The organism is Methylobacter arcticus, from assembly GCF_050917435.1.
In the GTDB taxonomy this organism is placed as follows: Bacteria; Pseudomonadota; Gammaproteobacteria; order Methylococcales; family Methylomonadaceae; genus Methylobacter_A; species Methylobacter_A titanis.
In genome coordinates this window covers 1,155,408-1,168,537 of the sequence record NZ_CP159583.1, presented here as the reverse complement: position 1 = coordinate 1,168,537, position 13,130 = coordinate 1,155,408, and the positions used below count along the sequence as shown (strand labels likewise).

The 13,130-nt window shown below is 45.3% G+C and carries 15 protein-coding genes; 2 read left to right on the top strand and 13 right to left on the bottom strand.

What is annotated here, in order from left to right; genetic code table 11:
• Positions 1-5 precede the first annotated feature (5 nt).
• The 11 genes from flhB to adk form a co-directional block, all read right to left on the bottom strand.
• Complete coding sequence (flhB, locus tag ABXJ76_RS05740) at positions 6-1,130, bottom strand: flagellar biosynthesis protein FlhB (RefSeq protein WP_432745022.1); 1,125 nt, start codon at positions 1,128-1,130, stop codon at positions 6-8.
• 8 nt (positions 1,131-1,138) lie between these two features.
• Positions 1,139-1,912 carry a flagellar biosynthetic protein FliR gene (gene fliR, locus ABXJ76_RS05735; protein WP_432745020.1) on the bottom strand — a complete coding sequence of 258 codons (774 nt, stop codon included), beginning with the start codon at positions 1,910-1,912 and terminating at the stop codon, positions 1,139-1,141.
• Positions 1,913-1,915: 3 nt separating this feature from the next.
• A complete protein-coding gene (gene fliQ, locus ABXJ76_RS05730) occupies positions 1,916-2,185 on the bottom strand; it encodes a flagellar biosynthesis protein FliQ (RefSeq protein ID WP_432745018.1) in 270 nt (89 codons plus the stop codon).
• 33 nt (positions 2,186-2,218) lie between these two features.
• On the bottom strand, positions 2,219-2,947 hold the full coding sequence (gene fliP / locus ABXJ76_RS05725) for a flagellar type III secretion system pore protein FliP (protein WP_432746451.1): 729 nt from the start codon (positions 2,945-2,947) through the stop codon (positions 2,219-2,221).
• A gap of 37 nt (positions 2,948-2,984) precedes the next feature.
• Entirely contained in the window at positions 2,985-3,428 is a 444-nt protein-coding gene (gene fliO, locus ABXJ76_RS05720) for a flagellar biosynthetic protein FliO (RefSeq protein WP_432745016.1), read from the bottom strand.
• Positions 3,428-3,808, bottom strand: coding sequence for a flagellar motor switch protein FliN (fliN, locus tag ABXJ76_RS05715; RefSeq protein ID WP_432745015.1), 381 nt, complete (start codon positions 3,806-3,808; stop codon positions 3,428-3,430). The genes fliO and fliN overlap by 1 nt, the downstream gene beginning before the upstream one ends.
• 55 nt (positions 3,809-3,863) lie before the next feature.
• Entirely contained in the window at positions 3,864-4,859 is a 996-nt protein-coding gene (gene fliM, locus ABXJ76_RS05710; protein WP_432745012.1) for a flagellar motor switch protein FliM, read from the bottom strand.
• Between the two features lies 1 nt (position 4,860).
• Complete coding sequence (locus ABXJ76_RS05705) at positions 4,861-5,364, bottom strand: flagellar basal body-associated FliL family protein (RefSeq protein ID WP_432745010.1); 504 nt, start codon at positions 5,362-5,364, stop codon at positions 4,861-4,863.
• Between the two features lie 256 nt (positions 5,365-5,620).
• Positions 5,621-8,578 carry a FimV/HubP family polar landmark protein gene (locus ABXJ76_RS05700; protein ID WP_432745008.1) on the bottom strand — a complete coding sequence of 986 codons (2,958 nt, stop codon included), beginning with the start codon at positions 8,576-8,578 and terminating at the stop codon, positions 5,621-5,623.
• A 51-nt stretch (positions 8,579-8,629) separates the two neighbouring features.
• Complete coding sequence (locus ABXJ76_RS05695; protein ID WP_432745006.1) at positions 8,630-9,652, bottom strand: aspartate-semialdehyde dehydrogenase; 1,023 nt, start codon at positions 9,650-9,652, stop codon at positions 8,630-8,632.
• Between the two features lie 170 nt (positions 9,653-9,822).
• A complete protein-coding gene (adk, locus tag ABXJ76_RS05690) occupies positions 9,823-10,461 on the bottom strand; it encodes an adenylate kinase (RefSeq protein ID WP_432745004.1) in 639 nt (212 codons plus the stop codon).
• A 211-nt stretch (positions 10,462-10,672) separates the two neighbouring features.
• On the opposite strand from adk, the gene ABXJ76_RS05685 reads away from it, so the two are divergent.
• Positions 10,673-11,149 (top strand): CBS domain-containing protein, encoded by a 477-nt coding sequence (locus ABXJ76_RS05685; RefSeq protein ID WP_432745002.1) that lies wholly within the window; start codon positions 10,673-10,675, stop codon positions 11,147-11,149.
• A 69-nt stretch (positions 11,150-11,218) separates the two neighbouring features.
• A complete protein-coding gene (locus ABXJ76_RS05680; RefSeq protein ID WP_432744999.1) occupies positions 11,219-11,785 on the top strand; it encodes a DUF1415 domain-containing protein in 567 nt (188 codons plus the stop codon).
• An 8-nt stretch (positions 11,786-11,793) separates the two neighbouring features.
• Here ABXJ76_RS05680 and ABXJ76_RS05675 read toward each other — a convergent pair whose 3' ends face one another.
• Together ABXJ76_RS05675 and ABXJ76_RS05670 are read right to left on the bottom strand one after the other, a co-directional pair.
• Entirely contained in the window at positions 11,794-12,192 is a 399-nt protein-coding gene (locus tag ABXJ76_RS05675) for a lysozyme inhibitor LprI family protein (RefSeq protein ID WP_432744998.1), read from the bottom strand.
• 36 nt (positions 12,193-12,228) lie between these two features.
• Positions 12,229-13,014: a TPR end-of-group domain-containing protein gene (locus ABXJ76_RS05670; protein WP_432744996.1), complete on the bottom strand. Its 786-nt coding sequence runs from the start codon at positions 13,012-13,014 to the stop codon at positions 12,229-12,231.
• Positions 13,015-13,130: the final 116 nt, after the last annotated feature.

The following is a 13,130-nucleotide window of genomic DNA, read 5'->3' as shown; positions in this document are numbered from 1 at the left end:
CCCGCTTAATCTCGTTTAAATTCGTCAGGCACGTTAATATCTGCCGGTGGCAATGGCACTCTCCAATCATTTTTCTGAGCGGCTTTTAACTGATAGACATAAGCGAGAATCTGAGCGACGGCCAAATAAAGCCCCTCCGGTATCTCGCTATCTATCTCGGTTGAATAATACAACGCCCTAGCTAACGGCGGCGACGCCACCAGCGGCACGTCAGCGCCAATCGCTGTATTACGGATGTGGGCGGCGATCAAATCGACGCCCTTAGCAACCAGCTTTGGCGCGCTATTTGAGTTTTGATCATATTTTAAGGCCACCGCATAATGATTGGGATTGGTCACAATAACATCGGCGTTTGGCACTTCCGACATCATACGTCTTTGCGACATTTCCATTTGCGCCCTGCGCTGCCGACCCTTGGTTTCCGGACTTCCTTCGGATTCTTTATTTTCATCCTTGATTTCCTGCTTGGACATTTTTAGATTTTTGGCGTGCTCCCACAGCTGATAAGGCACGTCAATCATCGCAATTAAAATCAATGAAGCGCTAAGCACTAAAAAGCACATACCAATAATATTCAGCGCATGACTGACTGATTGATCTAGCGGTTCAGCACCCAGTCCCAGTAATTCACCGATAAAGCTTTTGTACAAAGCAACCGCTACGGCGAAAACCAATAAAATTTTTAACAAGGCTTTGAATAGCTCAACCAAGCCTTTTACCCCAAACATTCTGCCAATCCCGGTAATGGGATTCATTTTTGACGGCTTAAAGGCTATAGCCTCCCAACTGAACACCCAGCCGCCCATCGATATCGGGGTAATAATGGCGACAAAGACCATCAGTGCAAAGAACGGCGCCAGCAATAGGAGACCGTCAATCATCGCCTGTTTAAAAAAGACTATCGGGCTAACCGGATCGAAAATAACTTCGCGGCTCAACTGAAACTGAGCCTGCATTCCCGCTATCAAACCCTTGCCGATTTTTCCTCCCTGGATAAGAAACATCGAGGCGCTGGCTATTAGCATCACAAAGGTATTGAGCTCTCTTGATCGAGGAATCTGACCTTTCTTTTTGGCGTCTGCTAGCCGCTTACCGGTGGGCTCTTCGGTTTTGTCGTCGTTATCTGCCATAATTTAATTTACAAGTGCAATAATTGGCCGATCAAATCGTAAGCATCCGTCAACATCCCGGAAAATTGAGCCAGCACATCGGGTAACGTTTTCCAAACCAGCAGCATTCCCAGCATCAAGGTTACCGGAAAGCCCACCGAAAAAATCTGCAATTGCGGCGCCGCTCTGGCCGCTACGCCAAAAATGACATTCACCAACAACAAACTGGCCATGACCGGCATAGCCAGCAATAAGCCGCCTGCGAACAACCGTCCACTCCAGACGATAATTGACCAGATACCCGCCTTGTCTATACCGTCTATACCAATGGGCAAGGTTTTAAAGCTGTCCAGCACCATTTGTATCAACAACAAATGGCCATTCAAACTGATAAAAACTAAGGTAGCGATAACCGTATAGACCTGCGCAATCACCGGCACCTGCTGCCCACTTTGCGGATCTACCATCATTGAAAAACCCAAGCCCATGCTTAAAGCAATAGCTTGCCCCGCAAAAACGACGGCGGCAAAAACCAGCTGCACGATAAAACCACTGGTCAAACCGATCATAGTCTGAGCAATAGCCATCATTGCTCCAGTGTAGCTAAACATTTCGACAGCGGGCAAAGGGGGAAGTAAAGGCATGATAACCAGCGTTATTACTACCGCAAGAATCAGCCTGACTCGGGCCGGAACGGCTTGAATGCTAAACAACGGCACCGATACAAACATCGCACTAATGCGCATTAACGGCCATATAAATAATGCCACCTGGTCGAGGAGCTGCTCTTCGGTAAAGTTCAACGTTCAACCAATTAATTGCGGAATATCCCTGATCAAACCCTGAAAATAATCAAGGAACAGTTGCAGCATCCCCGGCCCCATAACCATCAAAACAGCCCCTATAACGATTAACTTGGGAATAAATGTCAAGGTCGCCTCATTAATCTGTGTAGCCGCCTGAAACATCGCGATAATCAGACCTACAGCCAATGACGGCAACAATACCGGAGCAGTCAGCTTAATGGCGACAATCATCGCATCCTGCGCAATCATAGAAATGGTTTCCGGCGTCATGATCTACTCGCCCGGGCGACCGGCCGGTCGCCCCTACGCAACATAAAAACTTGCGGCTAACATTTCCATAATCAAAGACCAGCCATCGGCCATAACAAATAGCATTATTTTAAAGGGCAGAGAAATAATCATCGGTGACAACATCATCATACCCATGGACATCAGTACGCTGGCAACCACCAAGTCGATAATCAAAAAAGGCAAAAAAATCAAAAAGCCTATTTGAAACGCCGTTTTCAGTTCACTGGTCACAAAGGCCGGCAGCAATAACGAAAACGGTACGTTTTCGGCTGACGCCAACTCCGCATTGCCCGAAATTCGGATAAATAATTCGAGATCAGCCTCCCTGGTCTGCTTTAACATAAATTGCCTGAATGGCTCTGAAGCCTTTTCAATGGCGACAGTCACATCGATTTTCTCTTCCAGATAAGGCTGGACGGCTTCGCTATTCACCTTATCAAAAACCGGCATCATAATGAAAATAGTCAAAAACAACGATAAGCCCAATAACACCTGATTACTGGGTGCCTGCCCGGTACCTAAAGCCGTTCGCAGCAAACTGAGGACAATCATGATCCGGGTGAATGAAGTCATGGTCAACAACAACGCAGGCAACACGGTCAACAAGGTCATTAGCGCCAGAATCTGGATCGTTACCGTATAAGTCTGAGCGCCTTGCTTACCCGTAGTGACGGTGACCGCTTCAATTCCCGCTGCGGCATAAGCCGGTGTTTCGATCAACAAAAAAGCGAAACCTATCATCAGCAATCGAAACGCCACCGATCGCAATAAAACGCTTTTAAGCATCGGATCGTCCCTTCATCACTTGCATCAGTTTTTGCGCGAATCCGCCGTCCATAGCCATAGGCGGCGACGGCTCGCTGTTCAAGCAATCGTCACCCTCCAGCACATGCAATGCCTCTATACGTCCCGGTGTCACACCCAAAATAAGCTGCTTTTTTCCAACCTGAAGTAAAATGACTTTTTCCCGCATACCCAAAGACAGACCGCCGACCACACGCATTTTTTCGGCGTTATTGATGGTTATTCCGCTTAACTTACGCATTCCCCAAACACAGAGAAAAAAAATAGCTAAGACTATCAGCAGTCCAACGCCCCAATTAAGCATATCGCCGAAAGAAACCGTCCTGACCGCCTGTTTCGAAGCATCAGCACCCGATGCCGAAAAGCAAGCAGGAAACCACCAAAACAACAACCAGATGACAGTTTTTTTTCCAATCATCAGGCTAATCTTTTAACGCGTTCCGATGGACTGATGACATCGGTTAGGCGAATGCCGAATTTATCATTGATCACCACAACTTCACCATGCGCAATCAGCGTACCGTTTACCAGCACATCAAGCGGCTCACCGGCAAAACGTTCCAACTCAACAACCGAGCCCTGATTTAACTGCAATAGATTTCTGATATTAATCTGTGTCCGCCCAATTTCCATTGAAATAGTCACGGGGACATCCAAAATAACATCTAGATTAACTTCATCACCTAGTCCTGAAGACGATTTTTTATCTTCAAACGGATCATTCAACTCCTCAAATGCAGCGGTCTCAAAATCACTCATCGTTTCAGCACTCTCAGGCGCATTTGGATTTTCACTCATCTTATTTCTCAAGCTACTATTGTTATAATCGAATTCTACAGTGCATCAGGTTGATTCAAGACCTTACCTTATCAATAATCTGGATGGCATAATTGCCATCCGATATGCCGACCTTACCTTCAAACACCGGAATTCCTTCCGCTTTAAGGATCACCGTATCCGGCATATCAATAGGTATGACATCACCTTTTTTTAACCGCATAACGTCTCTTATACTCATGTTTTTTTCCACCAAAAGACTGTTCACACTCACTTCCGCTCTCAGCACTTCGCCACGCAATGAGGCCTGCCAACTGCCGTCAACCTCGCCACTGTCACTACTGATAGCATCCAGTAACTCCCTGATTGGCTCAAGCATCGCATAGGGCATCGCAATGTTTATATCACCGCCCCCACCTTCCAACTCAACATGAATGGTTGAGATGACAATAATTTCCCCAGGACCAATAATATTAGCAAATCGTGGATTGATTTCTGCTCCCACATATTCAAAATCGAGATCCATAACCGGCTTCCAGGCTTCCTTCAAATCCTTGAAAATCATATCAATGATGATCCGGACCACCCGCATTTCGGTCGGTGTAAATTCCCGTCCTTCGGTCTGATTATAAAATTGCCCGGCACCACCGAAAAAGTTGTCTACCACGGTAAAAACCAGCCGCGGATCGATGACTATCAAGGCTTTGCCGCGCAAGGGGTTAAATCGAACAATGGTTAAATTAGTCGGAACCAGCAGCCCTTGTATATATTCAGAAAACTTTTGAACCTGAATGCCCGATATAAAAATTTCTGCCGAACGACGCAGGAAATTGAACAACGAAATACGGATAAATCGGGCAAATCGTTCGTTAACCATTTCCAGGGTCGGCATACGCCCACGAACAATTCTTTCCTGGCTGGCAAAATCATAATCTCTGACGACACCTTTTTCATAAAATTCTTCGGCATCCGCTTCGGCATAAAAATCGGACTCATCTTCCGAATCAATATCTCCGTCGCTTACACCATTCAGCAGCGCATCGATTTCTGCCTGCGAGAGTAAATCACTCATATTATTGCATTACAAATGAAGTAAAGAATATTTCATTAATCTTACCCTTTCCTGACATTTTTACTAAAACGGCAGTCACCGCATCTAGCATGAGTTTACGTAACATGTCTTTGCCTTCACGAGTATTTAATACGCGGCTTTCCTGCGCACTCATCAGCATCAACAGATTATTACGTATCATGGGTTCATTTTTTGTTAAAAATGCGATAGTTTCAGCACCTTCAACCAACATAGATAGCGTAATTCGCCCATGTTTAGCTGTCGATCCCTTGGGGAAGTCAACAACAATGGGCTTACCCATATCAAAATAGAGCTTTTCTGCGGGAACCGCCATCTCATCTGCATCAACATGCGCTGCTTTCTCTCCTTTAGCGGAATCTCCATTCATAAAGAAATAAGCGGCACCTCCGCTCACTGCCAATAAAAGGACTACTGCGACAATTATAATAATCAGTTTTTTAGGAGATTTCTTTTCCTTTCCATCTTCTCGTTCAAGCTCAGCCATGTTGCAAACCCTTTCGTTTTTAATCAGTAAATAAGCAATTTAGAGACCATAAAAAATAATATGCATAAGAACAATAAGCTACACATTAATTACATCGTGGCTACCGCTGTGAATATCGATCGCACGGCCAAATATTATCATTGCCTCCTTTAAATTTGACAGATCATCAAGAATCCATCCTAACAAGTTTCGGAAATGTTAAATATATCCCAAAAAAAAGCCCTTTAAGGGCTTTTTTTTGGGATATAAAATATTTTTAGCCCAGTTCATCAAGCAATGTTTGAGCTATATTTTTTTGCTCAACCGTACCTTGATCAAGCACCTCTCTGGCCAAATCCTTAGCCGCATCGGCATCTCCCATATCGACATACGCTTTTGCCAAATCCAGTTTAGTTTCCAACGCATCCCTATCGGTAAACGCAGAAACACCAAACTCCTCATACTGACCGGAGTCCTGATCCTTTCTTGTTGGGGCTAAATCCAAATCAAAATTAAAGTCAAAATCCCCATCCATATCATCATCAAAACTCAACGAATCATTTGACTCTAAGGCACTAAAATCAAGACTATCAACTTCTTTTTTTTCAGCATGATCGAAACTAAAATCAAAATCATGCGCGTCATATTTGTCTACACTTGCCTCCGGGAGGGAGGACAATAAAGCATCAGAACCGGTAAAGTCTTGATCGGCCTTATCTGTCTCGTTGGCATCCATTGAAAACGAACTTAAATCAAAATCTTCTATGTGTGCAACCGAAGGACTACCTGTCTGCGTATTGAAAGCTATAACACCATTATCTGATTCTATGGAAAATGAACTTAAATCAAAATCAATGCTCTCACTCGTCGCCCCCAAGGACTTACCGGTAATAGTATTGGGTGCAATAACACCTTGATCCGCACCATCGAATTCTATTGAAAATGGACTTAAATCGAAATTAACATCCTCTACCTGTTCCCTTGACAATGCATCAACCTGAACACTGGGATCTATAGCATCTTTTTCCGCCTCATTAGACGTGTTGGTATCCATTGAAAACGAACTTAAATCAAAATCAATATCTTCGTTATTTCGTTGCGTCCCAGCAATAACGTCATCTGATGAAGTTAAATCAAAATCAAGTGCATCATTCTTCAACTCAGTCGCTTCCTTGACAAAAGCATCATCCCCTGACTTTATAAAAGAAACGACTCCAGTCATTACACTCTCCATATTGAGTGCATTATCCGCTGTGATACTTTCGCCTGTACTTTCAACGACTTCATCCTCAACCATAGCGAACAGATCATCCCCGGATGAAAATAATGGCGAATCAGGGCAAATTTCACGTCCCATTTCTGCCGCTTTTTCCCAAAACTCAGCTTCATTTCGCTTACCATTTTTCGCCAGTTCAGCGGCATAAGCTTCAAAATCCGCTTTGCTTTCATTAGCGTAAAAAATTTCCAGCAACTTTAATTTACATTCATCTCGATCCGGTTGATCTTTAATTGCCTGCCGTATTAATTCTTCGGCCTGCTGATAACGACCATAAGCAAGATACACGTCAGCCTCGGATATCGGATCAATTTCCCCCTGATCGGTATCAAACGAGTCGAAGTCACTGGGTGTAAATTCACTTAAGAAAGAACTTTCACCCACTGTACCCGTATCATTATCCTGAACAGCTAGACTAGTTTCGACAATGGGTACAGAAATGTTTTCATCAACTGCAGATGCTTCTACCATTATGGTTGAAGCAAACATACTCTCTGTATTCGTTTCCTCATCAACTTTGCGTTTCCGCCACCAAAGCCAACCTAGCAGAGTCAGAATTACCGTACCCGCACTACCTACCACTAAATAGTAAGTATCCAGTAAACTGCTTGTTTCAGGTTCCGGTTGAGCCAGAGGCCTCACCGCTTCAGCCGATTGAACAACAGTTGGTTGGGAAACAGGTGTTATTTGATCCGCAGGTTTGGCTGTCACCATCTCACCCGGCACCGGTTGAGGCGGCTCGGCCGGTTGAACAACTGTTTGCTGAGGCGTTGTCATCGTTTGGTTCTCAAGCCTGGCTGCTGTATCCTCACCTGGCAATACCTGCTGTTGAGCAACAGGATTTGCCAGGGATCGTTTCTGCAAAGCTGCGAACTGTTGATCCTTTAGAGCGATCAATTCCTGCATCATCGCCAGTTGTTTTTCCAACCCTGATATCTTGCTTTGTAGCACGCCATCTGCCGACACAGCTGCACTTACATTGCCTTCAGCATGATTACCCTTAACTACCTCCGACTGATCAGCTGCATCCTTATCAGAATCTTCCGACTCATTCGCCGAGGTAATAACGGCATGATCAGCAACCGCCTGTTTAGCGGGAGCCGCCAGGGTTAACTGATTATCGACAGATACTTCGACTCCGCGCAGGGCGGGCTTTGCCTTTTCCGTGTCACCGGAAGCAGGAGCTGAGCGTTTTTTCCACGCTTTTGTCTGCCGCTTGAACTCGGTTAACGCCTGATTTCTTGATAATTTCAGAACAATCCCTCTTTCAGGAATTTTCAGCATTTTTCCAGCCGTTAATCCATGAGCATTTCCTTTATTGAATGCATGAGGATTTGCTTGATAAATTGCAATCATCATTTGTTCTACGGAAACGTCGCCCTGTCCTCGGGTTCGCTCAGCCACACTCCAAAGCGTATCATTCGAAAGTGTCGGGCCATATTCGCCTTCACTGCTTTGTCCATTGGCATACGCTTGACTTTGAGGCGTAACGACTGATGGTTGCGCATAGCCTTCAGTGCGGGTTGAAACCGGAAAGGTTGCTTGGTTATAAGCTGACGGAGGATCCACTAATACTGTAAATCCACGATACAGATTGCCTTTTGGCCAGCTTACTTCGAGCAGAAAATCCAAAAAAGGTTCCTTTAATGCTTCGTTCGAAGTCAGCTTAATAATCGCCGAACCATTAGACTGAGTCATGGTTTCAAATTTAATTTTCGACAAAAAATAAGTCCATGACACCCCCGCTTCATCAAATTTCTCCGGTGGAGCCAATTTCACCTTAATGTCTGACACGTTTTCGCCTGACAAGACTAAAGAAATCTCAGCATTCAAATTTTGATTAAGGGCTGAATGTAATGTAATCTCGCCAATCCCTAATGCTTGACTACTAACTGGTGCCAGTAACGATACAACCGCTAAAGTTTTAGTTAACAAACGCACGTTGCTCTTCTTCACCATAGTTACCACTATTTCTTACCGCATCCAGTCAAATATGTAGACAAGCTTAGCCTAGATGTAATTTTTTACCAGCACTTCAGCTATTTGCACACTGTTTAATGCAGCGCCTTTTCGAACATTGTCACCCACCACCCACAAATCAATTCCTTGAGGATGAGATATATCTTCCCGGATACGCCCTACAAACACATCATCATGGCCTGATGACTCGGTAACCGCCGTTGGATAACCGCCGTCTTTACGTTCATCCATAACCGTCACACCGGGCGCTTGCTCAAGCAAGGCTCTTACTGTAGCGACATCAATTTTCTTACGGGTCTCAATATGCACAGCCTCGGAATGTCCGTAAAAAACCGGAACCCGCACTGCGGTTGCGTTAACCAAAATACTGTCGTCACCCAGGATTTTTTGAGTTTCCCACACCATCTTCATTTCTTCCTTGGTATAACCATTGTCCATGAATACGTCAATCTGCGGTAACACGTTAAAAGCAATCTGTTTGGGATAGACGTTGGTGATAATAGGCTGCATGTTAAGCAAACTGGTGGTTTGCCGAACCAGCTCTGCTATCGCTTCTTTGCCGGTACCCGAGACAGCCTGGTAGGTACATACGTTGATACGCGAAATCCCCACTGCATCATGAATAGGCTTTAACGCCACCAACATCTGAATGGTTGAACAATTCGGATTAGCGATAATACCGCGATTTTTATAATCGGCGATTTTTTCGGGATTGACCTCGGGCACCACCAGCGGAATATCATCGTCATAACGAAATTCTGAAGTATTATCAATCACAATACAGCCGGCAGCGACGGCTTTTGGCGCATATTCTGCCGAAACCGAGGCTCCCGGTGAAAACAAACCGATTTGCACCTTTGAAAAATCGAAGGTAGCCAAATCTTTTACGACTAAAGAACCGCCTTTAAAAGAAATTCTTTTACCTGCTGAATTGCTGCTGGCCAAGGCATAAACCTCGCCGACAGGAAAATCGCGCTCTTCCAGCAGAGACAACATGGCCTCACCGACAGCACCGGTAGCGCCAACCACAGCAACATTATATAGCTTGGTCATCTTAAGCTCCCTTCTGGACAACGGAAACAGCTGCGCACATCAATGGCATCGCAACGGAATTTATATAACTATCAGCCGGTAAAACCACATCTTTCTTTGTCATTAAATTTAAAAACCTTTTATTCTAGAATTTGAATACCGATGATCACTCAGTTTTTATACCTGCCATCCTATGCCAGAACAGCAAAAACCTTTTTGGTGATATCACTAACACTGCCGACACCGGCTATTGAACTGAACTTGACCTGCTGCTCTGGCGCTGAATAATAGCCAACCAAAGGTTTAGTCTGCTGATGATAAACACTGAGTCGTTTGCGTACAGTTTCTTCTTTATCATCATCGCGCTGAATCAAAGGCTCGCCAGTGACATCATCGACGCCCTCAACTTTAGGCGAATTAAACTCAGTATGATAAGTACGCCCGGATGGTAAATGCACTCTTCTGCCAGCCATGCGTTTGACAATTTCCTCATCCGCCACCACGATTTCAATAACCGTATCGATGCTGACGCCCATCGCCTTTAGGCCTTCAGCCTGAACAATGGTGCGAGGAAAGCCGTCCAGCAAAAAGCCGTTAACGCAATCGGCTTGGGTAATACGTTCCTTGATCAAGCCTAAAATAATGTCATCGGAAACCAAGCCGCCGGCATCCATCACTTTTTTTGCCTCAACGCCCAACGGCGTTCCCTCCCGCACTGCGGCTCGCAACATATCCCCCGTTGAGATTTGTGGAATAGCATATTTTTCAGTAATAAATTGCGCTTGAGTGCCCTTGCCGGAACCGGGACTCCCTAACAGGATGACGTGCATAACTAACTCCATTGTGTCGCTAGGACAGATGTAAACTCTAAATAACACTCGTGTAGACCGTTGTAGGCGACCGACCGGCCCTCCTACAACGGTCTACAAAACCGAACAAAAAAATAACGGGCTATTTTATAACACATCAAATTTTATCTCTTGTAAAAATATGGTTATATCCCTATTCTTAGCAAGTTTTTTTACATTCAGGAGAATAATAATGCGTGTTGAAGATTTAATGACTTCAAAAGTATTTACCGTCGAGCAGCACGACTTGATTGATCGTGTCTTTTTCTTAATTCATTACGAAAGGATTCGTCACTTACCGGTCGTTGAAAAAGGCAAAGTTATCGGAATTGTATCCGACCGGGATCTGTACAAAGCTTTAGGTCCCAAAAGCAACTCTCAAGCCATTGAAGCGGCAACCGGAACCGGCACGACAGAACTTCATGTCGTCCCTAAAAAAGTGCAACATATCATGCACCGGGGAGTCATAACCGTTAACCGTGACACCTACGCATCGGAAGCGGCGGCACTCATGGCCGAACATAAAGTTGGCGCATTGCCTGTCGTCGATAAAGACAACAAGCTGGTCGGCATTCTATCCTCTACCGACATACTCCGCGTTTTTTCAAAAATCGAAAAAGCGGGCGAAACACGGGAGCAAAGAATCGCAGCCGGCGTCAGCCATAAATAAAGCGATGCAATTTGTGTACCCCAAAGCCCCGGTATAATGGGGCTTTTTTGTTTTAACCGGCAACCAACCATGACCCATAAAACACTTTCAGATCAAGCTATTAATGCCGCAACACAAGCCTGGTTGAAATCCGTTATCATTGACTACGGCATCTGCCCATTCGCAAAGCGTGAACTGGAACGAGGCAGCATTCATTTCAGCGTCAATCACGATACCACCATTGAAAATTGCCTGCTGCATCTGATACTTGAATGCGCTCGGCTGGATACTGACCCCGACATTGAAACCACGCTACTGATTTATGCCGATGCGTTTACAGAATTCGACGACTATCTGGACTTTGTTGAAATCGCCGAATCCTTGTTAATTGAACAGGGCTATGAGGGCGTTTACCAATTGGCGAGTTTTCATCCCGAGTACTGTTTTCAAGGCAGCGATCCAGACGATGCGGCAAATTACACCAACCGCTCGCCTTACCCGATGTTACATCTGCTGCGAGAAACCAGTATAGATAGAGCCATAGCCAGCCACCCCGATCCAGAAAGCATCCCGCATCATAATATTGAATTAACCCGAAAGCTGGGCTTGGTCAAAATGCAGGCTTTATTAGCGGCGTGTTATCCGGTTAAGCCGTAAGACGCGGCTCAGTGTTGTTGCTTAAAAGCCTCTAACTCCTTAGCCCGCGCGGCAGTTGCAGACATGAAACAGTCATTTGCGCTAACGCGAGCCAAGGTACCGCCATCGGGATCGTCATAAAAATCGCAATTGGCTTTTCTGTATTTAAGCCATAAACGCTGAACTTCCTGCAGCTGCTGCTTACGTTCGAAAGAAAGGCCGACAATCACTTCCTTATAAGCCTTGTTTAACAGAACATCTTGCCGCTCGGTTTCAGCGCCCATACATTCAATCATTGACTGCGTAACACCTCCGGCCCGATCCATACAGATCGAAAATGTTTGACTTAAATCCTCGTCAGCTGCACCGGCCGGCTGAACTATTGCAGCCATTAACCCGGCAATCGCTGCATATTTAAAAAAAGACATCATCGCTCCCTTACAGCTTTGCTATGAAACAGGATACTACTTGATCTCTTCGGCTGCGGCGACAACAGTTTCAGCCGCAACTTCAGTTTCATCGCTGACAGGCGCCTCTTCAACAGCCGCCTTGAATGGGTCCACAGCGGCAGCGTCATTGTTAACCGCAACTTCAGGCTGCACATCGTCAACAACAGCCTCGTTAATTTTAGTCTCAGCTTCCGGAACCTTATTTAAGGACTTCATAAAAGCCACAAACCAATCCTGATTTTTAACGCCATTAAGATCAGGATCTTCACGTATATCGGCCGCTGCCGGCAAACTGCCCTTCCCTTTAGAGATTTCCAGAGCGGTCAGGCACGCTTCTTTATCGCCACGCAAACCATAGATGCAGGCCAAATTATAAGAAGCCGATCCGGCCTGTATCGCGTTGGCTTTTTCAAAATAGCTCTGGGCGCTTGCATACAAACCATCATTAAGTCCAACCGCTTTAATCCGCGCCAATTCCATGAATGCCACGCCGCCATCGATAGCCGCCCCCAGATAGGCAGGTTCAATAGTCAGGCAAAAAGAAAATTTGGCAATGGCATCCTGATAAAGCTTGGCAGCCTGCTCGCCGGGCTTGGTTCTCGCCTGATGCAGCAACGCAAATCCCCAGTTATATAATGCCTCAGCAATTAACGGCTCGTTAGCGACGACCTCAGCATAATCATGATAGACCTTGTTAAATAATTGATCAGCCTTAGCGCTTTCGCTGCTGCGCGCTTCGGTTGTTTGTTTGATAGCAGCTTTCAACTTAGCTTTTTTTGTTATTGAGTCAAAAAACGACATGATTTATCTCTCTTGATTTAGTAGTTTATAATCGCACGATATAGAATAACAGCTGAGCTGATAACAGCACCATTCAAAATCTGTACGTATCAGATTGCCGGAACACCGTGAATTAC